Raw genomic sequence first — 24,095 nt, 5'->3', positions numbered from 1 at the left:
TGATCCACGTCATGGTCACCCGCCTGGCCCGACACACGAAACCGGCCCAGGCAACCCACACCTGAGCCGGAATCTCAAACACTCACTAAGAAGGGCCCCCTCTTATGCACGAGGCGTTAAGAGGGGGCCCTTCCTTACATCTCAGCCGGTGTTGCGCATGCCGGCGGCGATGCCGTTGACGGTGGTCAGCAGCGCCCGCTCCAGCGCCGTACCGTCGTTCGGGGCACGCCGCCCACCCGGCGCGGTCACCACCGCACGCCCGGCGGCGCCGGATTCGCGGTACTGCCGCAGCAACGCCACCTGGAGGTGGTGCAGCGGCTCCAGGTAGGTGTCCCGCACGGCGAGCGTGCGCTGGAGCACCGGCGAGTTGTCCAGCAGCGCCGGTGCGGCGGTGACCGCGAGCACCTCCTGCTTGGTCAGCTCGTACTCCTGCTCGATCTTGTCGAAGATCGGGTGCAGCTTCTTCGGCACCAGCGTCTCCACGTACCGCCGGGCGATGGTCAGGTCGGTCTTGGTCAGCATCATCTCGACGTTCGACAGGAACGTGCGGAAGAAGTGCCAGTTCCGGTTCATCTCGGCGAGCACGTCGGCCAGCCCGGCCGCCCGCGCGGCGGCCAGACCGGAACCCACGCCGAACCAGCCCGGCACGATCTGTCGGGTCTGCGTCCAGCCGAACACCCACGGGATGGCGCGCAGGCCGGACAGGCCGGCGCCGGTGTTCGGGCGCTTCGCCGGCCGGGAGCCGATGTTCAGCGCGCCGAGCAGCTCGGTCGGGGTGGAGGCCCAGAAGTACGCGGGCAGGTCCGGGTCCTCGACCAGCGACCGGTACGACCGGAACGCGGACTCGGACACCACGTCCATCGCCGCGTCCCAGCGCTCCAGCATCTCGGCCGGCTGCCGGGGCGCGGTGTGCAGCAGCGTGGCCTGGAGCACCGCCGCCACCGTCAGTTCGAGGTTCTCCCGGGCCAGCGCCGGCAGCGTGTACTTGTCGGAGATGACCTCGCCCTGCTCGGTCACCTTGATCGCGCCGTCGAGCGTGCCGTACGGCTGAGCCAGGATCGCGTCGTGGGTGGGGCCGCCACCACGGCCGACGGTGCCGCCCCGGCCGTGGAACAACCGCAGGTGCACGCCGTGCCGCGCGGCCACGTCCCGCAGCGAGCGCTGCGCCCGGTGGATGGACCACTGGCTGGTGGTGATGCCCGCCTCCTTGTTGGAGTCGGAGTAGCCGAGCATCACCTCCTGCACGTCGCCCCGGGCCGCCACGAGCGCCCGGTACGCGGGCAGCGACAGCAGTTCGTCCAGCAGCTCACCACCGGCGTTCAGTTCGGCCGGGGTCTCCAGCAGCGGCACGATGCCGATGCGGGCCCGCCCGGAGTGCACGTCCACCAGGCCGGCCTCGCGGGCCAGCACCACGGCGGCCAGCACGTCGTCGACGCCGAGCGTCATCGAGATGATGTACGACTCGATGACCTCGGGGCCGAACCGGTCCTGCGCCTCGCGGATCGCCGCGAACACGTCGAACGTCTTGCGGGCCGACTCGGTGAGCGGGCTGTCCTGGGTGGAGAGCGGCCGCCGGCCGGTCAGCTCGTCGGCGAGCAGCTTGGTGCGCTCCAGCCGGGACAGTGCCGGGTAGTCGGAGACCTCGCCGACCGCCTCGTAGAGCTGGGCCAGCACCTCGTGGTGCTTCTCCGCGTGCTCCCGGATGTCCATGGTGGCCAGGTGCAGGCCGAACGCGGACACCGTACGGATGGCCGAGGCCAGCCGCCCGACGGCGGTGAGCTGGCCGGAGTTGCGGGCCAGCGACGCGCGCAGCAGTTCCAGGTCGGCGATCAGCTCGGACGAGCCCCGGTAGTCCCGCCCCGGCACGTGCGGGGTGTCGGCACGCAGCCGCTCCCGGGTGTTGGCGAGCTTCGCCTTCACGCACCGCGCCTTGAGCCGGTACGGCTCCTCCGCGTTGACCCGGCGGAACCGGGGCGCCACCTCGGGCAGCGCGTCCAGGTCCTTGGCGAGGCTGGCGGACAGGTCGAGCGACACCGCACGCAGCCGCCGGGACACGCTGACCTCGGTGATCAGCTCGTCCATCGCCTTCTCGGTGGCGGCGATGCCGTGCTCGTGCTGGATGCGCAGCACCTCGCGGGTGACCACCGGCGTGACGAACGGGTTGCCGTCGCGGTCACCGCCGATCCAGGTGCCGAAGCTCAGCGGGCGGGACGTCGGCGACGTCTCCACGCCGAGCGTGCGCAGCGTGTCGGCGAGGTCGTCGAGGACCTGGGGCGCGGCCTCGGCGTACAGGTCGCGCAGGTAGTAGATCGCGTTGCGCGCCTCGTCGGTCGGGTCCGGCCGGTCCAGCCGCAGCTCGTCGGTCTGCCACATGAGATCGAGCAGTTCGGCCAGGCGGCGGTTCGCCGGGCCCTCGTCGCTGGCGCCGTACAGGATCGCGTTCGCGGTCTCGGTGTCCAGCTCGTCGGCGACGGCGCGCAGCTTGGACAGGATGGACCGGCGGGCCGCCTCGGTCGGGTGGGCGGTGAAGACCGGTCGTACGGCCAGCCGGCGGGCCGCCGCGGCGATCTCCTCGGCCGGTACGCCGCGCTCGGCGATCATCTTGGCCGCCTGATCCAGCCAGCCGCCGTGTGTGGCGCGGCGGCGGCGCAGGTCCCGGGCGCGGTGCACCTGCTCGGTGATGTTCGCCAGGTGGAAATAGGTGGAGAAGGCGCGGGCCAGCTTCGTGCCGGTGGTGACGTCGAGCCCGGCGAGGCGCTGGGCCGCGGCCGGTACGTCGGAGCGGACCTGGGCGCGGATCTCCTCGACCAGGTCGAGCAGCGGGCGGCCCTCCTGCCGGGCGAGGGTCTGCCCGAGCAGCGTGCCGAGGCGGCGGATGTCGGCCCGGAGAGCGGCGTCGGGGCCGTCGTGGTCGTGCTGGTCGGTCACGGTTGCGCTCCTTACGCGAGGACGAAGGACAGCGCTGTCCGACTCCTCTGGATGGTATCCGCGCGGCCCCGGCGGACAGGAGGGGGACGGCGTGATGATCTGCACTCTGGGACGGCCCGTCGGTCAGCCCCGCTCGACGGCGTGCCGTCCCGCCTTCGGCCGGCGGCGTGCCCGGAACACGGTCGCGGTGAGCAGGCCGGCCAGGCCGGCGACCACCCAGACCAGCAGCCCGGTCAGTGCCCAGCCGCCGCCGCGCCAGTCGAAGTAGATGGCCGACTTGAACAGGTCGGTGGCGAGGCCCGGAACGTTCCAGCGGTGCATCCCGCGCAGGAACGGCGGCAGGAACTCGGGCGCGTAGATGCCGCCGGAACCGGGGTTGCCGAGCACGACGAGCAGCAGGATCACGATGCCGGTGCCGAGCAGCCCGAGCCAGCCCTGGACGGCGGCGGCGACCATCCCGGCCGCGAACGCGGCGAGCGCGCCGACCACCGCCACCGTCGCCACCTGATCGGGGAACACGCCGAGCACCGGCCCGACCAGGATCGCCCCGATGACGCCGAGCAGGATCGCGTGCACCGCGAGCGTGGCGATCCGCAGCCCGGCCCGGCGCAGGTCGCGCGGGCTGGTGCCGAGCGAGATGCCGAGCGCCGTGGACGCCAGGTAGCCGCCGAGCACCACGCCGACGGCCAGGTAGAACGGGACCAGGCCGCGCGGGTCGTCGGCGGAGACCGGCACGTCGTCGGTGACCTCCAGTGGCACCCCGGCCTGCCGGGCCGCCTCGGTGAACACGTCGGTGACGAGTTCGGTGGCGGCGGGCGCTCCCGCGCTGGCGGTGGCGAGCGTCAGGCCGCCGTCGGGGGCGGAGCTGAGCACCGCGTACACCGATCTGTCGGTGAGACCGTCGGAAGCGGCGTCGCGGCTGCCGTACCCGACGGGTTTGATCGTGTCCGTGCGGGCGCGGACGGCGGACATCACGGCCTGGGCCTGCTGGTCGCTCGTGACGACGGCGACCGGCACGTCGCGGGGGTCCGGCTTGTGCAGCGCGCCGACGTAGGCGGCGATGAACGCGCTGGCCAGCGCCAGGGTGCCGAGGATCAGCGCCGCCGTGCGGGGCAGCCAGTCCCGGGTACGCAGCTCCGGCTCGTCGTCCACGGCCTCAGCCTATTGCGGGCATATGCCCGGCTCATGGGGTTTCGTCGGGCGAAAACCGCTGGCCCGGGCCGATAGCGTCGGGCCATGACGGTGCCTGTCTATCCCGCCAAACCGCAGCCCGGCGACCGGGTCGCGGTCGTCTCACCCTCCGCCGGCCTGCCGGGTCTCTTCCCCCACGTGTACGAGCTGGGCCTGCGCCGGCTCCGCGACGAGCTGGGGCTGGAACCGGTGGAGTATCCGACCACTCGGGTCATGGGCGCCGACCCGCGCGACCGGGCGCGTGACCTGACCGCCGCGTTCGCCGACCCGACGATCACCGCCGTGCTGGCGACGGTCGGCGGGGACGACCTGATCACCGTCACCCCGTACCTGGACGACGATGTGTTGCGGGCCAACCCGAAGCCGTACTTCGGCTACTCGGACAACACCAACGTGCTCAACCACCTGTACCGGCTGGGCGTCGTCGGCTACCACGGCGGCTCCGTGCTCGTGCACCTCGGGCGCTCCGGGAAGCCGCACCCGCTCACGCTCGACTCGCTGCGCGCCGCGCTGTTCACCACCGGCTGGTACGAGCTGAGCGCCGCTTCCGAGTGGGGCGACGAGCCGCGCGACTGGCGCGACCCGGCCACGCTCGCCGAGGAGCCGCCGATGTACCCGTCCGAGGGCTGGCGCTGGCACGGCCCGGCCCGGGTGGTGCAGGGCCGGACGTGGGGCGGCAACCTGGAGATCCTGCACTGGCTGATGGCGGCCGACCGTGTTCCGCGCGCGGCCGACCTGGCCGGCTCGGTACTGGTGCTGGAGACGTCGGAGGAGATGCCCACCGCGCAGGAGGTCTTCCGGATCGTGCGCAACATGGGCGAGCGGGGTCTGCTCGCCGCCGTCCCGGCGATCGTGGTGGGCCGCCCCAAGGCGTGGGACTTCGACCGGCCGCACTCGGTCGCGGAGCGGCTGGCCTGGGCCGCCGACCAGCGGGCGGCGATCCTGTCGGCGCTCGCCCCCTACGCCGGCGACCCGGTGGTGGTCTTCGACGTCGACCTGGGCCACACCGACCCGCAGGTGATCATCCCGTACGGCGGCGAGATCCGCGTGGACGCGGCCGAGCGCCGCATCGCCGTGCGCTACTGACGGCGGCGTCGGGCCGACGGCGCGGGGTCAGGCGTCGACGACGGCGAAGGCGCGCACCGGGAACGTGCCCATGCCGGCGACCCGCGGCGGAGCGGCGGTGAACCGGAAGCCGGTCGGCGGCAGCGCGTCCAGGCCGGTCAGGTGTTCCACGATCGGCACCCCGGCGGCCAGCAGACCGGTGTGCGCCGGGCGCTGACCTGCTGCCGCCGCCGTCATGTCGTCGATGTTGATCGAGTCGATGCCGACGAGCGCCGCGCCCGACTCGGCCAGCCACTGGGCGCCGTCACCGGTCAGGTAGGGCGCGTCCGGTGCGGCGTACGCGTCGGTGCCGAAGTGCACGTCCCACCCGGTGTGCAGCAGCACCGCGCACCCGGCCACGTCGTACGGGGCGAGCATCAGCCGGTCCACCGCCCGCGTACCGGCCGGCACGCGTACCACCAGGCCGGGCAGGTCGGCGAGGCGGTCCAGCGGCACCCCGGTCAGGTCCGGGCCGTCGGCGAAGCGGTGCGACGGCGTGTCCACGTACGTGCCGGTGTTGGCGATCATGTCGATCCGCCCGACCTGGAACTCGACACCGGGCGCGTACCGGCTCCGGGACGCCTCCCGGGTCAGCCACTCGCTGATCGCCGGTGCGGGCCAGCCGGGCAGCGTGACCAGGCCGTCGGTGATCACGTGACTCAGCTCGACGACACGCCGACCGCCGCCGGCCGGGGCGGCCACCCCGCGCCCGCCCTTGTGCGGCTCCTCGACGACGGTCCGGTTCGTGATCCGTACCTCGCCGACCATGAGCAGCCCCAGGTGCCGGACCAGCAGCGCGGCCACCTCGTCGTCGGTGACGTCGGGGTGCGGCACGTCCAGCCGGAACCCGTCGGTGCGCAGACCGCCACCGTTGGAGAAAACCACCTCGGCGTCGAAGACCGTCCGATACTCGACCATCCGCCCACCGCACCACGCCCGGTCGCAGCCGGTCAAGATCCAACGTCGGGCGGGCCCGGTTCGTCGGTGGAGGGGGATAGGCTCGAACGGTGCACCCCCCGTCCGGCTGGACGCGGGGTCGTCGTCGTGTGTCGATCCGCTGGAAGTGATCACTGATGCTCACCGGACTCTTCTCCGCCGCCCTGGCCGACCCGGGGCTGGCCCGGGCGCGTGACCTGGCGCGCTCCGGTGCCGCGCAGGTCGACGGGCTCGACCTCACCGCCCCGGCCGCGCTGCGCCCGTTCGCGGTGGCAGCGGTCGCCGCCGACGAGCCGGCCGGAGGCGCGGGCCGCCCGGTGCTCGCGGTCACCGCCACCACCCGCGAGGCCGACGACCTGGCCTCCGCGCTGGGCAGCCTGCTGCCGCCGGAGCAGGTGGCGGTCTTCCCGTCCTGGGAGACGCTGCCGCACGAGCGCCTGTCGCCCCGATCCGACACGGTCGGGCGGCGCCTCGCCGTGCTGCGCCGGCTGGCCCACCCGGACGCCGCCGACGCGCACGGCCGCACCGGGCCGCTGCGGGTCGTCGTCGCGCCGGTGCGCTCGCTGCTCCAGCCGCAGCTCAAGGGCCTCGGCGACCTGGAGCCGGTGCAGCTCGCCGCCGGGGACGAGGCCGACCTGGAGGAGGTCGCCCGCCGGCTCACCGACATGGCGTACGCCCGGGTCGACCTGGTCACCAAGCGCGGCGAGTTCGCCGTACGCGGCGGCATCCTGGACGTCTTCCCGCCCACCGACGAGCACCCGTCCCGGGTCGAGTTCTGGGGCGACGAGGTGGAGGAGATCCGCACCTTCGCGGTGGCCGACCAGCGCACCATCGAGGGCGTGGCGCAGATGTGGGCGCCACCGTGCCGGGAGCTGCTGCTGACCCCGGCGGTGCGGGAGCGGGCCGCCGCGCTCGCCGCCGAGCACCCCGAGCTGGCCGAGATCCTGGACAAGCTGGCCGAGGGCATCCCGGTCGAGGGCATGGAGTCGCTCGCTCCGGCCCTGATCGGCGCCGACGCGCTGGAACTGCTCGTCGACTGCATGCCGGCCGGCACCCACGTACTCCTCTGCGACCCCGAGCGCATCCGCACCCGCGCGCACGACCTGGTCCGTACCTCGGAGGAGTTCCTCCAGGCCAGCTGGGCCGCGGCCGCCGTCGGCGGCCAGGCCCCTGTCGACCTCGGCGCCGCCGCCTTCAAGACCCTGGCCGAGGTACGCACGGCAGCCCGCGCCCTGCGCCAGCCCTGGTGGACGCTCGCGCCGTTCGGCCTGGTCGAGGCGGACGCGGCGCCGGCCCGGCAGCCCTGGGAGGACGAGCCGGCCGCTGTCGACGTCACCCCCGACGACGCCATCGCGGTGAGCCTGGCCGCCCAGCCGGCCCCGCTCTACCACGGCGAGACCGCCCGGGTGGTCGACGACCTGAAGCGCTGGGCCGGTGAGGGCTGGTCGATCGCGCTCGTGTTCGAGGGGCACGGCCCCGCCCAGCGGGCCGTCGAGGTGCTCCGCGACGCCGGTCTCGGCGCCCGGCTCACCGAGGAGGTGCCCGCCGCACCGGCACCGGGCGAACTGCTCGTGTCCTGCGGCTGCCTGACCGCCGGCTTCGTCGACGAGGCGTCGAAGTTCGTGCTGCTCACCGGCAACGACGTCACCGGTGGCCGGGGCACCTCCACCCGCGACATGCGCAAGATGCCCAGCCGGCGGCGCAACACCATCGATCCGCTGGAGCTGAAGGCCGGCGACTTCGTGGTGCACGAGCAGCACGGCATCGGCCGGTACGTGGAGCTGGTGCAGCGCACGGTGAACGGCGCCAGCCGCGAATACCTGGTCATCGAGTACGCGCCGAGCAAGCGCGGCCAGCCCGGCGACCGCCTCTTCGTCCCCACCGACCAGCTCGACCAGCTCTCCCGCTACGTCGGCGGCGAGCAGCCCACGCTGCACAAGATGGGCGGCTCGGACTGGCAGAAGTCCAAGGCCCGGGCCCGCAAGGCGGTCCGCGAGATCGCCGCGCAGCTCATCCAGCTCTACGCCGCGCGCAAGGCGTCGAAGGGGCACAACTTCGGTCCCGACACCCCGTGGCAGCGTGAGCTGGAGGACGCGTTCCCCTGGCAGGAGACGCCCGACCAGCTGGCCGCCATCGAGGAGGTCAAGCGGGACATGGAGCAGACCGTCCCGATGGACCGGCTGATCTGCGGCGACGTCGGCTACGGCAAGACCGAGATCGCGGTACGGGCGGCGTTCAAGGCGGTGCAGGACGGCAAGCAGGTGGCCGTGCTGGTGCCGACCACGCTGCTGGTGCAGCAGCACTACAACACGTTCGCCGAGCGGATGAGCCAGTTCCCGGTGTCGATCCGGCAGCTGTCCCGGTTCCAGACGCCGAAGGAGTCCGAGCAGACGCTGGAGATGGTCGCCGCCGGCACCGTCGACATCGTCATCGGCACCCACCGGCTGCTCCAGGCGTCCACCCGGTTCAAGTCTCTGGGGCTGGTCATCATCGACGAGGAGCAGCGGTTCGGCGTCGAGCACAAGGAGCACCTGAAGACGCTGCGCGCCTCGGTCGACGTGCTCGCCATGTCGGCCACCCCGATCCCGCGGACGCTGGAGATGGCGATCACCGGCATCCGGGAGATGTCCACAATCGCCACCCCGCCGGAGGAGCGGCACCCGGTGCTCACGTTCGTCGGGGCGTACGACGACCGTCAGGTGGCCGCCTCCATCCACCGTGAGCTGCTGCGCGACGGTCAGGTCTTCTACCTGCACAACCGGGTCGAGTCGATCGAGAAGACGGCCCGCAGGCTGCGGGAACTGGTCCCCGAGGCCCGGGTGGCGGTGGCGCACGGCCAGATGGGCGAGGAGGCGCTGGAGAAGGTGATGGTCGGCTTCTGGGAGAAGGAGTTCGACGTCCTCGTCTGCACCACGATCGTCGAATCAGGCATCGACATCCCGAACGCCAACACCCTCATCGTCGAGCGCGCCGACCTGCTCGGCCTGGCCCAGCTGCACCAGATCCGCGGCCGGGTCGGCCGTGGCCGGGAACGGGCGTACGCGTACTTCCTCTACCCGCCGGAGAAGCCGCTCACCGAGAACGCGCACGAGCGGCTGGCGACCATCGCCCAGCACACCGAACTCGGCGCCGGCATGTACGTGGCGATGAAGGACCTGGAGATCCGCGGCGCCGGCAACCTGCTCGGCGGCGAGCAGTCCGGCCACATCGAGGGCGTCGGCTTCGACCTGTACGTCCGGATGGTCGGCGAGGCGGTGTCCGCCTTCAAGGGCGAGCAGCAGGAGGAGGAGGCGGAGGTCAAGGTCGACCTGCCGATCGACGCGCACCTGCCGCACGACTACGTGGCGGTGGAGCGGCTGCGCCTGGAGATGTACCGCAAGCTCGCCGAGGCCCGCGACTCCGAGCGTCTGCGCGAGGTGGTCGCCGAGATGACCGACCGGTACGGCGAGCCGCCCGCGCCGGTGCAGAACCTGGTCGCGGTGGCGCGGTTCCGGCTGCTCGCCCGCCGCTACGGGCTGACCGACGTGTCGATGCAGGGCAAGCACATCCGGTTCGGCCCGCTGCCGCTGCCCGACTCGAAGCAGATGCGGCTCAAGCGCTACCACCCGGACTCGGTCTACAAGCAGGCGCTCGACCAGGTCAGCGTGCCCCGGCCGAGCACCCGGCGGATCGGCGGCGAGCCGCTGCGCGACCAGGCGCTGCTGGAGTGGTGCGGGCAGCTCCTGGCCGACGTCCTCGGCAAGCCCGAGGAGCTGGCCGGTGTTGCCAGCCCCGCAGTGGCGAGCGGACGATGACACAGCAAGCCCGAGGAGTTCGCCGGTGCCGCCCGGTCCGGGGCGGGTGCGCGATGAGGTGGGCGGAGTCACAGGCCGGTACTCGGCGTGAGAGAGTGACCCTCATGCGTGCTCGCCGTTCCCTCGTCGCCGTCAGCGTCGCGGCCCTTGCCGCGCTCTCTCTCGCCGCCTGTGGCCGCTCCGCCCCGGACGTCGCCGCCTACGTCGGCGACAGCCGGTACTCCGTCGACCGGGTCGACGCGATCTACGAGGACGCGCAGCGGCAGTACGCGGAGGCCGTCCGTAGCCAGTCCCCGCAGACGCCGTCGCCGGCGGAGCTGCGGTCCTCGGTGACCCGGCAGGACGTGCTGAACCTGCTGGTGGCGATCGACCTGGGCAAGCGCGTGGCGGCCGACAAGGGTCTCCAGGTCACCGACCAGATCTCCCCGGAGCAGATCCAGCAGGCGCTCCGGATGCCGGCGACCACCGAGTACACGAAGCTGTGGGGCGAGTGGGTCGACCTCTCCGGCACGCTCCAGCAGAGCCTGCCCCCGGCCGACCTCAGCGACGAGTCCCTGATGGCCGTCTACCACGCCCTCGAGAAGACCGGGGCGATCCAGCCGGGCCTGAGCATCGACCAGGTGCGGCAGGCGTTCGGCGAGGCCGGGTTCGTCCGCACCGCCACCGCGCTCAGCAGCGCGCTGCAGGAGCAGGCCGAGAAGTCGGACGTCCGCGTCAACCCCCGGTTCGGCGTGACGGGCGTGCCGTCGCTGGTCAACACCGGCCAGTCGTTCGTCTTCTACTCCCTGCCGTACGTCGACCAGGACGGCCCGGTCACCGACATCTCCACGCCCGAGGCGCCGGCCTCCGGCTCCCCGGCTCCCGGAGCCGCATGACCGCGCGGATCGTCCTGCTCGTCACCTCACCCCGGCTGCCCGCCGGCCTGCTGACCTCGGCCGGGTGGGACGCCGTACGCTCCGCCCCGGTCCTCGCCGGTGCGGAGAGCGAGCTGACCCGTGCGGTCCGAATGGCCGGCGCCGACGTGAGCGTGGTGACCGAGGGTGCGACCCAGTCGCTGCTCGACGCCGCCGCCGCGCACGGCGGGGCGGTGTGGCTGGCCGGTCCGGCCGGCGACGAGACGCTGGCCCGTGAGCTGGGGCTGCGGCTGGCGCGCGAGCCCGGCCTGGCCGAACTGGAGCTGATGTACGGCTCGTGGGATCCGCCCGGCGCCCGGCTGCTCGACGCGGTCGAGGTGATGGACCGGCTGGCCTCCCCGGGCGGCGATCCGTGGAAGCGGGCGCAGACCCACCGCAGCCTGGCCGGTTTCCTGCTGGAGGAGTGCTACGAGGCGTACGACGCGATCAGCGCCGACGACACCGACGCGCTCCGCGAGGAACTGGGCGACGTGCTGCTCCAGGTGCTGCTGCACGCCCGGCTGGCGGAGAACCTGCCGGAGGGCAAGAGCTGGACCGTCGACGACGTCGCGGGCACCCTGGTCGACAAGATGGTGCGGCGCAACCCGCACGTGTTCTCCGGTGAGCCGGCCGGTTCGATCGAGGAGATCGAGGCGAACTGGGAACGGATCAAGCGGGCCGAGAAGACCCGCGACTCGGTGCTGGACGGCATCGCGCTGAGCCAGCCCGCGCTCTCTCTGGCCGCGAAGATCCTGGACCGGGCCGGCCGGGTGGGCCTCGCCGTACCGCCGCCACTGGCCGAGTCGCAGGCGGATCCGGAGGCCCGGCTCGGCGCGAGCCTGCTGGCCACTGTCGCCGCCGCCCGGCAGGCCGGCATCGACCCGGAGGCCGCGCTGCGGCGGGCCACCTTGGCGTACGCCGAAGCGATCCGAGCCGCCGAACGCCCCACCCCCACCAACCCCGCCTAACCCCCCCCGGCGCCTCACCCCGCCCCGCCCTCTCCCCGCGATCTTGCACTTTCGGCCCGAGCGGTGCCGCAAATGCCCCCTCTGCCCGGGCACAAAGTGCAAGATCGCCGAGTCGGCTGCCGGGCCGGACCTCGCCAGCCATGCCCAGCCGCGCCCCTCCCGGCAGGCGAGACTCGTCGCCCGCATCCCGGGATCGCCGTAGATCTTGGTACGAAAGTGCCCCTATAGGGGCCGTTTCCGTCCAAGATCTACGCCGGCCTCGGGCGGAGGCGCGCTCGCGGCCGACCAACCGGCACCCAGGCGATGGCCTGTCAGGGGACTCGCGGCGGTGATCAAGGGGTTTGGGCCGGGGGCGGGCTCGGGCGGGGACACGAACTCCTTGATCAACGGGGGCGGGGAGGCGGGAGAGTGGGCGGGGTGATCGGTAGGGTCGGGGGATGGAGTCGTTCGGGCCGCTTGCGGAGCGGATCGTGGAGGCGTTGCTGGAGAGCCGGCCCGGGCTGGCCACCTCCGCCGGGGATCACCGCTACGACGACCGGCTGCCCGATCTCTCCGCCGACGCCCTCGCCGCCGACCAGGCGATGCTGAAGGACGCCGCCGACGCGCTCGCGGAAATCGACCCGGACGCGCTCGACGTGGCGGAGAGCGTCGACCACGCGCTGCTCACCAGCCTCGTCGACAGGGGACTGTTCGAGGCCACCGAGATCCGCGGCCACGAGTGGGATCCGCTGCGCCACAATCCGGGGCCGCTGCTGCACGCCCTGCTGGCCCGTCCCTTCGCCCCGGCCGAGGAGCGCCTGACCAGTCTCGTCGGGCGTCTGTCGGCCGTACCCGATGCGCTGTCGACGGCGCGCGCGACGCTGCGGGACATGCCGCGGGTCCACGCGGAGACGGCGGTCGGGCAGTTCGCCGGTACGGCGGCGCTGATCCGCGACGAGGTGCCCGGGTTGCTCGCCGAGGCGCCGGCGATGCGTGACCGGGTCGGCCCGGCGGCCAGCGATGCGATCGCCGCGCTGGAGGAGTTCGTGGCCTGGCTGCGGCAGGTCCTGGCCGCGGACGCCGGTCCGGGGCGTGACCCGCGGCTGGGCCGGCGGCGGTGGGAGGCGCGGCTGTGGCACACGCTCGACACCGAGCTGAGCGCCGCCGAGGTGCAGCGCCGCGCCTGGGCCAACCTCGAACGGGTCACCGAGGAGATCCGCGCGGCGTCGGTCGAGCTGGTCGGTGGTCCGGCCGACGACGAGACGGTACGCCGGGCGCTGGACCTGCTGGCCGCCGAACACCCGGACGACGCCACGATCGTCGACCTCGCCTCGGTCACGCTCGACGAGGCGAGTGACTTCGTCCGCCACCACGACCTGGTCAGCATGGTCGGCGACCCGTGCGTGATCCAGGAGATGCCGGAGTTCGCGCGCGGCGTGGCGGTGGCCTACTGCGACTCGCCGGGCCCGCTGGAGACGGCCGACGTGCCGACGTTCTACTGCATCTCGCCCACCCCGGCGGACTGGCCGGCGCAGCGGGTCGAGTCGTTCTACCGCGAGTACAACGACCACATGATCCGCAACCTGACCGTGCACGAGGCGATGCCGGGTCACTTCCTCCAGCTCGCCCACGCCCGCCGGTACGACGGCCCGACCCGGGTACGCGCGCTCACCGAGTCGGGCGTGTTCGTCGAGGGCTGGGCGGTCTACGCCGAGGAGCTGATGGCGGGGCTCGGCTTCGGCGGGCTGCCGGTGCGGTTGCAGCAGCTCAAGATGCAGCTCCGGATGACCATCAACGCGCTGCTGGACCAGCTCGTGCACTGCGACGACATGCCCGAGTCCGAGGCGATGGCGCTGATGACCGGGCGCGGCTTCCAGGAGGAGGGCGAGGCGGCCGGCAAGTGGCGGCGGGCGCTGCTCACCTCGACGCAGCTGTCCACGTACTTCGTCGGCTACAGCGAGATGGCCGGCATCGCCGCCGCCCGGCCGGACGGTATGCCGCTGCGCGACTGGCACGACGCCATGCTGGCGCACGACTGCCCGCCGCCGCGTCACCTGCGCACGCTGCTGGGGGTGTGAGGGTCGCCGCCGGGCGGTCCCCATCGCCGGACGGCAACCCGGCCTGCGGTCACCGCCCGGCGGCGACCGCGTCGATCAGCCAGCGCGACAGGGAGTACGCGGGCGGCAGCTCGGCGGGCAGCGCATTCACCGGGAACCAACGCGCCTCCGTCAGCTCGATGCCGTCGACGACGGGTTCGGCGGCCGGGTCGGTCACCTCGGCGGTGAACCCGGCGAGCAGCGTGCCCGGCCCGGACAGCGCCCACGGCTGGCTGTCCACGTAGACCGGTCGCCGCAGCGTCAGGCCGACCTCCTCGGCGACCTCGCGGTGCACCGCCGCCTCCAGCGACTCGCCCGCCTCGACGAACCCGGCGACGAGTGCCCACAGCTGCGTCGGCCCCTGCGCGTGCCGGACCAGCAGCAGTTCGTCGACGCCGCCGGCCGGGCCGGGGCGGGTGATCGCGGTCAGCACCGCGACGGACAGCGGCACGAACACCGTCAGCCCGCAGTCCGGGCAGCGCCGCGCGGTCTCGCCCGGCACGTCGGCCAGCTCGGCCCGGCACGCGCCGCACCACCTGTGGGTACGCCGCCAGGTGACCACGGCGAGCGCCCGTCCGGCCAGGTCGGCGCGGGGTGCGGGCAGTTCGGCGGCGAGGCCGCGCCAGCCGCGCCACGGGCCGGGAAGCGACTCCGGATCGGCCACCTCGGCCGCCCACGCCGGGACGCCGTCGAGCGTGCCGACCGGGATCCAGGCGAGGTCGCCGGGCAGCGCGCCGATCCGCAGCGGCTGCTCGTCCGGGCCGGTCAGCAGCTTCCGTCCGGCCACCGGCAGCGCCAGGTCGTCCGGCTCCGGCGGCCGCCCGTGATCGGCAGCAGGCAGGAACCCGGGCGGGGTCACGACGTGGACGGGCGGCGGTCCACCACGCCGGCGCCGTCCGGGACCGCGAACGCGGCCGCCTCGACGCTCTCGGTGTAGCGGCTCAGCGTCACCTCGGTGGGCTTGCCGTCGAGCGTGCCGGAGAAGCTTCCCAGCACACCCTCGTTCGTCACGCAGGCGTTGAAGCGCTCCCCGTCGTGGGTGACGTCGACGCAGGTGGCGTGGTGTCCGGCGAGAGTGGTGTCGCTCTGCTCGATGACCGCCTCCGGCGCCAGCGCCGCCTCGGTGAGCAGCCGGATCACCGCGGGCGGCGTGACCAGGCCCTGCTTGCGTGCCTCGTCGTAGACGATCACCGACGGCTTCCCCGCGGTGAGCACGGGCGGCGAGACGGTGCAGGAGGTACGGGCGGCCGTGCTCGCGCACCGGGTCACCGACTCCTGCGTCACCGTGATCTTGCCGCCGGGCCAGGTGTACGTGGACCGCAGCGGCTTCTTGGTCTGCGCGATCGAGGCGGTCCGGCCGCCGTCGATCTGGTAGTCGGCGGCCCAGGTCTGCTCCAGCGCCCGGTCCATCCGCGCGGCGAGGTCGTTGACCAGGTCGGCGCGACCGAGCGCGACGTTCGCGTCGTCCAGGGCCTGACAGCCGGTGACCGAGAGCGACGCGATGACCGAGGCGGCGAGCACGCGGAGAGTCGTCGAGGCGGCAGGCATGATGCCCAGCCTTGTCGATCGACGCAACGTCTCGCAAACCGGTTGCCGGTTGACGACCGGTAATCCGGGAATGTCCGTCTCAGCAAGCGCCTCGGGGGCCGCCCCGAGCGGGGTGCGGCAGGGCGGGGACCGATACGCTGCGTTCAACACCTGCCTCAGCCGCACCGTCGCGGCCCATACGGACCGGAACCACACAAACGAGGAGCGACTCAGTGGCAACCATCGAGGGAATCGTCGCCCGGGAGATCCTGGACTCGCGGGGCAACCCGACGGTCGAGGTCGAGGTCGGGCTCGACGACGGCACGATCGCCCGCGCCGCGGTGCCGTCCGGCGCCTCCACCGGCGCGTTCGAGGCGGTCGAGCTGCGCGACGGTGACAAGGATCGCTACCTGGGCAAGGGCGTCGAGAAGGCGGTCGCCAACATCGAGGACCGCATCGTCGACCAGCTCATCGGCTACGAGGCCAGCGAGCAGCGGCTGATCGACCAGAAGATGATCGACATCGACGGCTCGGACAACAAGGGCGAGCTGGGCGCGAACGCCATCCTCGGCGTCTCCCTGGCCGTGGCCAAGGCCGCCGCCGGCAGCGCCGAGCTGAGCCTGTTCCGCTACCTGGGCGGCCCGAACGCGCACCTGCTCCCGGTGCCGATGATGAACATCCTCAACGGTGGCGCGCACGCCGACTCGAACGTCGACATCCAGGAGTTCATGATCGCGCCGATCGGCGCGCCGACGTTCCGGGACGCGCTGCGCTCGGGCGCCGAGGTCTACCACGCGCTGAAGTCGGTGCTGAAGAAGAAGGACCTGTCGACCGGCCTGGGCGACGAGGGCGGCTTCGCCCCGAACCTGCCCACCAACGCCGCCGCGCTGGACCTGATCGCCGAGGCCGTGGAGAAGGCCGGCTACCGGCTCGGCACCGACATCGTCTTCGCGCTCGACGTGGCCGCGACCGAGTTCTTCGACAACGGCACCTACACGTTCGAGGGCAGCGCCAAGAGCGCCGAGGAGATGAGCAACTACTACACCAAGCTCGCCGGCGACTACCCGATCGTGTCGATCGAGGACCCGCTGGCCGAGGACGACTGGAGCGGCTGGGCCACCCTCACCGCCGCGCTCGGCGACCGCATCCAGATCGTCGGCGACGACCTGTTCGTGACCAACCCGCAGCGCATCGCCCGGGGCATCGCCGAGCAGGCTGCCAACGCGGTGCTGGTGAAGGTCAACCAGATCGGCTCGCTCACCGAGACGCTCGACGCCGTCGACCTGGCCCACCGGGCCGGCTTCAAGTGCATGATGAGCCACCGTTCCGGCGAGACCGAGGACACCACCATCGCCGACCTGGCCGTCGCCACCGGCTGCGGGCAGATCAAGACCGGCGCGCCGGCCCGCTCGGACCGGGTGGCCAAGTACAACCAGCTCCTGCGGATCGAGGAGGAGCTGGCCGACGCGGCGCGGTACGCCGGTGCCGGCGCGTTCCCGCGCTACCGTTCGGCCTGAGCGAGCGCTCCGGGGGAGGGGTGTGACGATGCAGCAGCGCCGCACACCGGGTGGCCAGCGGCCCGCCCGCCGGCCGGGTCAGCCCGGCCGGACGGGCGGTGCCCGGGTCCGGTCCACGGCACGCGACAACGGCGTCCGCGCGGAGGCGCGCGCCGCCGGCCGGTCACCCGGCGCGTCCCGTGCCACCGACGGCGTACGCTCCGCGAGCCGCCCCGCCGCGGCCCGGCGTACCGCCGCCGGTGGCCCGGTCAAGCGGCTCACCGCACCCCAACCCCGGCGCTTCACCGGGCGGGCCACAGTGCTGTTCGCGGTGCTGATCGCGCTCGCCCTGGCGTACACCTATCCGGTCCGGGTCTACCTGGACCAGCAGGCCGACATCGAGCGGATGGAGGCGGCGCAGGCCGCCCAGCGGGCCGAGATCGACCGGCTCACCGCCGAGGCGGCCAAGTGGAAGGACCCGGAGTACGTCAAGACGCAGGCCCGGGAGCGGTTCTTCATGGGCAAGCCGGGCGAGACGCTGCTCGTGGTGCTCTCCGACCCGGAGGGCGCCGCGAAGGACGCCGGCAAGGGCGCGAAGCCGGGGGCGCCGAAGCCGCCCGAGCCCTGGTACGACACCCTGTGGGGGAGCGTGCGGGCGGCCAACGCCGAGCGCCCCGACAAGTGAGCTTTGATCCGAGAGGCACTTCCTTGAGCGTCGTACCACCGCAGGAGCCGGCGGCGGACTCCGTACCCCCGCCGGAACGCCAGCCGGCCACCGAGGCCGACCTGGCCGCGGTGGCCGCGCAGCTCGGACGCCCGCCTCGCGGCACCCGCGCGGTGGCCCACAGGTGTCCCTGCGGCCTGCCCGACGTGGTGGAGACGACGCCCCGGCTGGCGGACGGCACGCCGTTCCCGACGCTGTTCTACCTGACCTGCCCGCGTGCCACGGCGGCGTGCAGCCGGCTGGAGTCGGCCGGGCTGATGAAGGAGATGGCCGAGCGGCTCGCCGAGGATCCGGAGCTGGCGGCGCGGTACCGGGCGGCGCACGAGGACTACCTGACCCGCCGGGAGGCGATCGGGGAGGTGCCGGAGATCGCCGGCATCTCGGCCGGCGGCATGCCGGGGCGGGTGAAGTGCCTGCACGTGCACCTCGGGCACGCGCTCGCCGCCGGGCCGGGGGTCAACCCGTTCGGCGACGAGACGCTGGCGCTCGTGGAGAAGTGGTGGGCGGCCGGCCCCTGCGTGGACGTGCCCGCGGTCCAGTGAGATGAGCGCCGACGAGATCACTGTGCGCCGGGCCCGCACCACCGACGTACGCGGCATCCGGCGGCTGGTGGACACCTACACCGACGACCGGCGGCTGCTCAGCAAGGCGACTGTGACGCTGTACGAGGACGTGCAGGAGTTCCGGGTCGCGGTGACGTCTGACGGCACGGTGGTCGGCTGCGGCGCGCTGCACGTCATGTGGGAGGACCTGGCCGAGATCCGGACGGTGGCGGTCGACCCGTCCTGCCGGGGCCACAAGATCGGGCACCGGATCGTCGGCGGGCTGATCGACGCGGCGCGGGAGCTGGGCATCGCCCGGATCTTCGTGCTCACGTTCGAGACCGGCTTCTTCGGCTCGTTCGGCTTCCGCGAGATCGACGGCGCGCCCGTCCCGCAGCCGGTGTACGAGCAGCTCCTGCGCTCGTACGACGAGGGCGTGGCCGAGTTCCTGGACCTGGAACGGGTCAAGCCCAACACCTTGGGCAACACCCGCATGCTGCTGCGCCTCTGACCCTGCGCGGGCTGCCGTAGGGTGGGCGCCGTGAGTGCGCGTGTGGCCGCCATCGACTGCGGGACCAACTCGATCCGACTGCTGATCGCCGACCTGCCCGAGGCGTCGGCCGGGGACTCGTCGCCGCTGCGCGACGTCAGCCGGCGGATGGAGATCGTCCGACTGGGGCAGGGCGTCGACCAGACCGGCATGCTCGCGCCGGAGGCCATCGAGCGGACCCGCGTGGCGCTCGCCGACTACGCGGCGGAGATCGAGAAGTCCGGCGCCGAGCGGGTACGCATGTGCGCCACCTCGGCCTCCCGCGACGCCTCCAACGCCGCCGACTTCCGCACCATGGTCGAGCGCACGCTCGGCGTACCGCCCGAGGTGGTGACAGGCGACGAGGAGGCACGCCTGTCGTTCACCGGCGCGGTGCGCGGCCTGCCCGCCGACGCCGAACCGCCGTACCTGGTGGTCGACATCGGCGGCGGTTCGACCGAGTTCGTCGTCGGCACCCGCGCCGACGGGGTGCGCGGCGCTATCTCGGTGGACATCGGCTGCGTCCGGATGACCGAACGGCACCTGCACGGCGACCCGCCGACTGCGGCGCAGGTCGCCGCCGCCGAGGACGACATCGCCGCCGCCGTCGACCGCGCGCTCGCCGCCGTGCCCGGCCGGGAGGCCGCCACGCTGGTCGGGCTGGCCGGTTCGGTCACCACTGTGGTCGCCCTGGCGCAAGGGCTCCGGGAGTACGACCCCAGCCGCATCCACCACGCCCGCGTCTCGTACGAGCAGGTGGCCGAGGTGACAGCCGACCTGCTCGGTAAGAGCAGTGAGCAGCGGCTGGCGTACCCGGTGATGCACCCGGGGCGGGCCGACGTGATCGGCGCGGGCGCGCTGGTGCTGCGAGTGATCATGGAGCGGGCCGGGATGCCGTCGGTGGTCGCCTCCGAGCACGACATCCTCGACGGCATCGCCTGGAGCCTCGCCTAGCCCGCTCGCTCTTTCGCCGCCGCACCTTCCAGGCGGTGATCAAGGAGTTCGTGTCCGATCGGGGCGCCTCAGAGGACGCCAACTCCTTGGTCAACAAGGAGGGCCGGGCGTCAGTCAGTCGCCAGGTCGGGGCGGTGTTCCCTGATCCACTTCTCGACGTCGGACTTCCGCCAGACCTTGCCCATCGCCAGCACGGCGATGGGCTCCGGGAAGTTGCGTTGGTTGGCGATCACGGATGCGCGCTGACGCGACACGTTGCCGAGCATCGCCCGGATCTCCGACACGCCCACCAGCTCCACACGTTGACGATGGCAGTGTCGGCGTCGCCGAACAGCGACAACTACGGAGGCTATTGACGTTGACAATAGGAGGCGACACGATCGGGGGATGACCGTGAGGAACTGTTCTCCCGTACCCGATCGCAGTCGCCGTGTCGTGCGGCCGCACGTGCCGATGCGGCCCCTCTGGTTGTGCCGGGTGTGCGCGGCACCCTGGCCGTGCCAGCCGGCCCGCCTGTTGCTGCTGCTGGACTACCGGCGCGACCGCGTCGCCCTGTCCATCCACATGGCGGGCTGCCTGTTCGACGCCACCGCCGACCTGATGGCCGCCAACCCGAACCCGGCCGACCTGTTCGACCGTTTCATCGGGTGGACCGCCCGTCCTTCCTCCCGGTGAACAAGGCCGGGCAAAGTGCTGTGTGATTGACGGTAGTGTGGATTGCGCACTAGTGTGCGGAGCGTGGATACCACGCAGCTCCTCAAGGGCGTGCTCGACCTGGCGGTGCTCGCCGTGCTCAAGGACGAGGACGGATACGGCTACGACATCCTGCGGCGGCTGCGCGAGGCCGGCCTCACCGAGGTCGGCGACGCCTCGGTCTACGGCACGCTGCGCCGGCTGTTCGCCGCAGGCCTGCTCACCACGTACGTGGTGCCGAGCGAGTCCGGGCCGCACCGCAAGTACTACTCGCTGAACACGGCCGGGCGTGACCAGCTCACCCGCTCCGGCAAGACCTGGCGCTCGTTCGCCACCACCATGGACGCACTGCTCGACGATCGGGGGATGGCGGCATGACCGTCACTGGGCAGGAGATCACGGACTACGTCGACCGGGTACGCGCGGCGCTCGCCGACCTGCCGCCGGCAGTCCGCGACGAGCTGACCGAGGACCTGCCGGAACACCTCGCCGAGGTGGCCGCCGAGGGCGAGGGCGCGCTCGTGGACCGGCTGGGCACCCCCGAGGCGTACGCGGCCGAACTTCGCGCCGCCGCCGGCGCCGGGGAGGGGCGGCGACCGGCGCGCTTCCACCGCCTGGCCGAGGCGCGGGATCAGGCGGCCACTCAGATACGTCTGCTGGATCGTCAGCTCGGCCCGGTGCTCGGGCACGAGACGGTGAGCGACTTCCTGCGCCCGCTGCGCCCGGCCTGGTGGCTGGTGCGTGGCTGGCTGGCCGCGCTGCTGATCAGCGTCATGGTGGACGGTGGCCGGCCCGGTCTGCTGCCCCGGCCCAACGACAACGCGTCGGCCGGCCTGCTGCTGCTCATCGGCGCGGTGGTCGCGTCACTGTGGCTCGGCCGCCGTTCCGCGGGCTTCACCGGCTGGCCGCGCCGCCTGCACCGGCTGGGTACGGCCGCGCTGCTGCTCTTCGGCTTCGCGGTGCTCGTTGATGTGGACCGGAACGCCAGCTCCGACGTCTACAGCGGCTACGAGCAGACGTCGGTGGACCGGCGGTACGACCGGATCGAGGACGTCTTCGTCTACGACCAGCAGGGGCGGCTGATCCGCGACGCGCAGCTCTTCGACCAGAACGGCGTGCCGATCCGGCTCGGCTGGCCGAACTGCCTCGACGCGTCCGGCGCCGTGCCCGCGCCCCGCAACGCCTACCCGTACTGCCCGGAGCTGGCACCGTTCGGCGCACCGGCCTCGCCGTCGATCGCCCCGCCCGCACCCGCGCCCACGGACAGCGCCACCCCGACCGCGCCCAGCACCAGCGCTTCCCCGGAACCCACGTCAACGCGCTAGAACACGCTCGATCCCGCGAGATCTTGGTAGGAAACGGCCCTCCTGGGGGCCGGAATCCTCCAAGATCTCGCGGGATCCGCTGTCAGGCGATGGCGGCGATGTCACCGTCGTCGAAGTAGATCGCCTGGTGGAGCCGGCCACCCAGCGCCGCGGCGAACCGGGCCACCACTTCCTGTCCGGAGATCTTTCCCTGCTCGATCTGGGAGACCCGTCCCTTGGTGACGCCCATCCGGTCGGCGACCTGCTGCTGGGTCAGGCCGCGCGCTCGCCGTACCTCCGCGAGGCGGTGACCGATGACCTCGGCGAGGAGTTCCTGCTTACCCGCGTCGAGCGCATCTTCCCCGCCGACCCGGGCGACGTGGTCGGCGCGGATGTCCTGCCACCGGGAGTAGTCGCTCATGCCTTCCCCTCCTCTCGTGCCCGGTCCTTGAGGTAGAGCTCGTAGCGGTGCTCGGCGACGGGAATGGCCTCCTGATACCACGTCTTCCACCGGCCGGACTTGTCGCCGGCGACCAGGAGGATGCTCGAGCGCCACGGGTCGAACGCGAAAAGGATACGCACGGTGCCCGGCCGGAGCTCCTTCAAGTTCGCCATCGACGAACCGTGGATGGTGTCGACAAGGGGTCGTCCGAGTCCTGGTCCGTGCTCGGCCAGGAGGTCGATCGCCTGCACCACTCGCGCATGGGTGGACGCGTCGAGAGTGTCGAGCCACTGCCGCACCTCGTCGACCAGGTAGACGTCCCAGTCTCCAGCCACCACGGGGCTAGTTTAGCAATCGCTATACCCAGCGTGTGTGCCTGTCCGGCGGTTCAACAGGAGGTGAATGCCACTGTTGTTCCGTCTTCCCCGCGCCGGTGACCGCGTGGCACGCTACCGGCACGTATCAGCCAACTGGGCGACCAGCCAATGATGACTGACCGCTAGGAGGACGGGCCCATGGGCGAGATGGTGAGCTTCACCGGCAACGGGGGGACGAGCGAGGGGTATCTCGCGATACCCTCCGGCGGTGCGGCCAGCCCGGCGGTCATCGTCATCCAGGACTGGTGGGGACTGGTGCCCCACGTCCGGGCCGTGGTGGACCGCTTCGCCGAGGCCGGCTTCGTCGCCCTCGCGCCCGACTTCCGGCACGGCGGGCCGGCCGTGAAGCCGACCGAGCCGCGGCTGATGCTGAACAGCTCCCAGATGGACGAGGCGGCCAGCGACATCGCCGCCGCCGCCGAATACCTGGCGAGCCGGTCCGAGGTCGCCGGCAAGGTGGGCTGCGCCGGGTTCTGCGCGGGCGCCAGCCTGGCGCTGTGGTCCGGCACGTTCTCCGAGCGCATCGTGGCCACCGCCGGGTTCTACCCGCGTCTGCCCTGGGAGGGCATGGCCACTGGCGCGGCGGACAACGCCGGCCGCACGGGCGCGGCGGACAACGCCGGCCGCACCGACTGGGCCGGCTACGCCGGGAAGGCCGCGCTCATCCACTGCTCCGAGGCGGACGGCCTGTCCGCCGCCGACGGGGTGCAGAGCGTACGCCGGTCCATCGAGTCCGCCGGTGGCACCTGCCAGACCTTCGACTACCCGGGCACCGCGCACGCGTTCTTCAACGAGGACCGGCCCGAGCACTTCGACCAGCGGGCGGCCGCCACCGCCTGGGCCCGCACGCTGGAACTGTTCCGGGCGAAGCTTGGCTGAGTCGCGTACCCCGCAGGACGTGGTCGCCCGCGCCGCGCGGGCGGCCGACCTGGCCGACCTCGACGGCGCGGTCAGCGACTGCTTCGCCTGCCCGCGCCTGGTGGCCTGGCGGGAGGAGGTCGCCCGGGTCAAGCGGGCCGCGTTCCGCGACCAGGACTACTGGGGACGGCCGGTGCCCGGCCTCGGGCCGGCGGACGCCCGCATCGCGATCCTCGGCCTGGCGCCGGCCGCGCACGGCGGCAACCGCACGGGCCGGATCTTCACCGGGGACCGGTCCGGTGACGTGCTGTTCGCCGCGCTGCACCGCGCCGGGCTGGCCAACCAGCCGACGAGCGTGTCCGCGGACGACGGCCTGACGCTGCGCGACACCCGCATCTTCGCGGCTGTGCGGTGCGCGCCGCCGGACAACAAACCCACTCCCGACGAGCGGGACACCTGCGCGCCGTGGCTGCACCGCGAGGTCGAGTTGATCCGGCCCACGCTGCGCGTCGTGGTCGCGCTGGGCGCGTTCGCGTGGGCCGCGTGGTGGCCGGTGCTACGCCAGGTGTACGGGCAGCGACCGCCCACACCGCGACCGGTGTTCGGTCATGGGGCACACTGGTCCGGCGAGTCGGTGCCGGCGTTGCTGGGCTGCTATCACGTCAGCCAGCAGAACACGTTCACCGGCCGGCTCACACCGGCGATGCTGGACGACGTGTTCACCCGGGCGAAGGACCTGGCCGGGGTGGACTGAGGAACA

At 72.7% G+C, this 24,095-nt stretch carries 23 protein-coding genes; 15 read left to right on the top strand and 8 right to left on the bottom strand.

Annotation, left to right across the window (positions count from 1 at the left end; translation table 11 throughout):
• Positions 1-141: 141 nt before the first annotated feature.
• The gene (gene ppc, locus FB454_RS28155) at positions 142-2,928 is read right to left on the bottom strand and encodes a phosphoenolpyruvate carboxylase (RefSeq protein ID WP_013284083.1); all 2,787 of its coding nucleotides are present in this window, start codon (positions 2,926-2,928) and stop codon (positions 142-144) included.
• A gap of 123 nt (positions 2,929-3,051) precedes the next feature.
• Positions 3,052-4,080 carry an ABC-2 transporter permease gene (locus FB454_RS28150; protein WP_013284084.1) on the bottom strand — a complete coding sequence of 343 codons (1,029 nt, stop codon included), beginning with the start codon at positions 4,078-4,080 and terminating at the stop codon, positions 3,052-3,054.
• 84 nt (positions 4,081-4,164) lie between these two features.
• Between FB454_RS28150 and FB454_RS28145 the strand changes: the two genes are divergently transcribed.
• Entirely contained in the window at positions 4,165-5,205 is a 1,041-nt protein-coding gene (locus tag FB454_RS28145; protein ID WP_013284085.1) for a S66 family peptidase, read from the top strand.
• Positions 5,206-5,232: 27 nt separating this feature from the next.
• On the opposite strand, the gene FB454_RS28140 is transcribed toward FB454_RS28145, so the two are convergent.
• Positions 5,233-6,141: a cyclase family protein gene (locus FB454_RS28140; protein ID WP_114919464.1), complete on the bottom strand. Its 909-nt coding sequence runs from the start codon at positions 6,139-6,141 to the stop codon at positions 5,233-5,235.
• Positions 6,142-6,296: 155 nt separating this feature from the next.
• Between FB454_RS28140 and mfd the strand changes: the two genes are divergently transcribed.
• From mfd to FB454_RS28120, 4 genes are all read left to right on the top strand, one after another.
• Entirely contained in the window at positions 6,297-9,953 is a 3,657-nt protein-coding gene (mfd, locus tag FB454_RS28135) for a transcription-repair coupling factor (protein WP_145823819.1), read from the top strand.
• 104 nt (positions 9,954-10,057) lie between these two features.
• Positions 10,058-10,828, top strand: coding sequence for a hypothetical protein (locus tag FB454_RS28130; protein WP_013284088.1), 771 nt, complete (start codon positions 10,058-10,060; stop codon positions 10,826-10,828).
• Positions 10,825-11,814, top strand: coding sequence for a nucleoside triphosphate pyrophosphohydrolase (locus tag FB454_RS28125; RefSeq protein WP_145823818.1), 990 nt, complete (start codon positions 10,825-10,827; stop codon positions 11,812-11,814). The genes FB454_RS28130 and FB454_RS28125 overlap by 4 nt, the downstream gene beginning before the upstream one ends.
• 437 nt (positions 11,815-12,251) lie before the next feature.
• The gene (locus FB454_RS28120) at positions 12,252-13,871 is read left to right on the top strand and encodes a DUF885 domain-containing protein (protein ID WP_145823817.1); all 1,620 of its coding nucleotides are present in this window, start codon (positions 12,252-12,254) and stop codon (positions 13,869-13,871) included.
• Between the two features lie 49 nt (positions 13,872-13,920).
• Here the strand turns inward: FB454_RS28120 and FB454_RS28115 are convergent, their stop codons facing one another.
• On the bottom strand, positions 13,921-14,748 hold the full coding sequence (locus tag FB454_RS28115) for an NUDIX domain-containing protein (protein WP_145823816.1): 828 nt from the start codon (positions 14,746-14,748) through the stop codon (positions 13,921-13,923).
• The gene (locus FB454_RS28110) at positions 14,745-15,437 is read right to left on the bottom strand and encodes a hypothetical protein (RefSeq protein ID WP_013284092.1); all 693 of its coding nucleotides are present in this window, start codon (positions 15,435-15,437) and stop codon (positions 14,745-14,747) included. The genes FB454_RS28115 and FB454_RS28110 overlap by 4 nt, the downstream gene beginning before the upstream one ends.
• Before the next feature lie 212 nt (positions 15,438-15,649).
• On the opposite strand from FB454_RS28110, the gene eno reads away from it, so the two are divergent.
• Genes eno through FB454_RS28085 form a run of 5 tightly spaced genes read left to right on the top strand, consistent with a single transcriptional unit; the run spans position 15,650 to position 19,661 of the window.
• Positions 15,650-16,933 carry a phosphopyruvate hydratase gene (gene eno, locus FB454_RS28105; protein ID WP_013284093.1) on the top strand — a complete coding sequence of 428 codons (1,284 nt, stop codon included), beginning with the start codon at positions 15,650-15,652 and terminating at the stop codon, positions 16,931-16,933.
• A gap of 28 nt (positions 16,934-16,961) precedes the next feature.
• Entirely contained in the window at positions 16,962-17,597 is a 636-nt protein-coding gene (locus tag FB454_RS28100) for an FtsB family cell division protein (protein WP_030271266.1), read from the top strand.
• A gap of 23 nt (positions 17,598-17,620) precedes the next feature.
• Complete coding sequence (locus FB454_RS28095) at positions 17,621-18,178, top strand: DUF501 domain-containing protein (RefSeq protein ID WP_013284095.1); 558 nt, start codon at positions 17,621-17,623, stop codon at positions 18,176-18,178.
• A gap of 1 nt (position 18,179) precedes the next feature.
• Positions 18,180-18,689: an amino-acid N-acetyltransferase gene (locus FB454_RS28090; RefSeq protein WP_013284096.1), complete on the top strand. Its 510-nt coding sequence runs from the start codon at positions 18,180-18,182 to the stop codon at positions 18,687-18,689.
• A gap of 42 nt (positions 18,690-18,731) precedes the next feature.
• Positions 18,732-19,661: a Ppx/GppA phosphatase family protein gene (locus FB454_RS28085; RefSeq protein ID WP_145823821.1), complete on the top strand. Its 930-nt coding sequence runs from the start codon at positions 18,732-18,734 to the stop codon at positions 19,659-19,661.
• 110 nt (positions 19,662-19,771) lie between these two features.
• Here the strand turns inward: FB454_RS28085 and FB454_RS28080 are convergent, their stop codons facing one another.
• Positions 19,772-19,960, bottom strand: coding sequence for a hypothetical protein (locus FB454_RS28080; RefSeq protein WP_176921700.1), 189 nt, complete (start codon positions 19,958-19,960; stop codon positions 19,772-19,774).
• A 178-nt stretch (positions 19,961-20,138) separates the two neighbouring features.
• Here FB454_RS28080 and FB454_RS28075 point away from each other — a divergent pair, with 178 nt between their 5' ends.
• The 3 genes from FB454_RS28075 (at position 20,139) to FB454_RS28065 (ending at position 21,679) form a co-directional block, all read left to right on the top strand.
• Entirely contained in the window at positions 20,139-20,336 is a 198-nt protein-coding gene (locus FB454_RS28075; RefSeq protein ID WP_230651275.1) for a hypothetical protein, read from the top strand.
• A gap of 63 nt (positions 20,337-20,399) precedes the next feature.
• Positions 20,400-20,732, top strand: coding sequence for a PadR family transcriptional regulator (locus tag FB454_RS28070; RefSeq protein ID WP_041798804.1), 333 nt, complete (start codon positions 20,400-20,402; stop codon positions 20,730-20,732).
• On the top strand, positions 20,729-21,679 hold the full coding sequence (locus FB454_RS28065; RefSeq protein WP_145823815.1) for an HAAS signaling domain-containing protein: 951 nt from the start codon (positions 20,729-20,731) through the stop codon (positions 21,677-21,679). The genes FB454_RS28070 and FB454_RS28065 overlap by 4 nt, the downstream gene beginning before the upstream one ends.
• Positions 21,680-21,761: 82 nt before the next feature.
• Here the strand turns inward: FB454_RS28065 and FB454_RS28060 are convergent, their stop codons facing one another.
• Positions 21,762-22,079, bottom strand: coding sequence for a helix-turn-helix domain-containing protein (locus tag FB454_RS28060; RefSeq protein ID WP_145823814.1), 318 nt, complete (start codon positions 22,077-22,079; stop codon positions 21,762-21,764).
• A complete protein-coding gene (locus FB454_RS28055; RefSeq protein ID WP_013474046.1) occupies positions 22,076-22,438 on the bottom strand; it encodes a type II toxin-antitoxin system RelE/ParE family toxin in 363 nt (120 codons plus the stop codon). The genes FB454_RS28060 and FB454_RS28055 overlap by 4 nt, the downstream gene beginning before the upstream one ends.
• A 177-nt stretch (positions 22,439-22,615) precedes the next feature.
• On the opposite strand from FB454_RS28055, the gene FB454_RS28050 reads away from it, so the two are divergent.
• Complete coding sequence (locus FB454_RS28050; protein WP_013474047.1) at positions 22,616-23,356, top strand: dienelactone hydrolase family protein; 741 nt, start codon at positions 22,616-22,618, stop codon at positions 23,354-23,356.
• Between the two features lie 19 nt (positions 23,357-23,375).
• The gene (locus FB454_RS28045) at positions 23,376-24,089 is read left to right on the top strand and encodes a uracil-DNA glycosylase (RefSeq protein ID WP_013284105.1); all 714 of its coding nucleotides are present in this window, start codon (positions 23,376-23,378) and stop codon (positions 24,087-24,089) included.
• Positions 24,090-24,095: the final 6 nt, after the last annotated feature.

Source organism: Micromonospora sp. CNZ297, from assembly GCF_007827625.1.
This window is presented reverse-complemented; position numbering and strand designations above follow the sequence as displayed.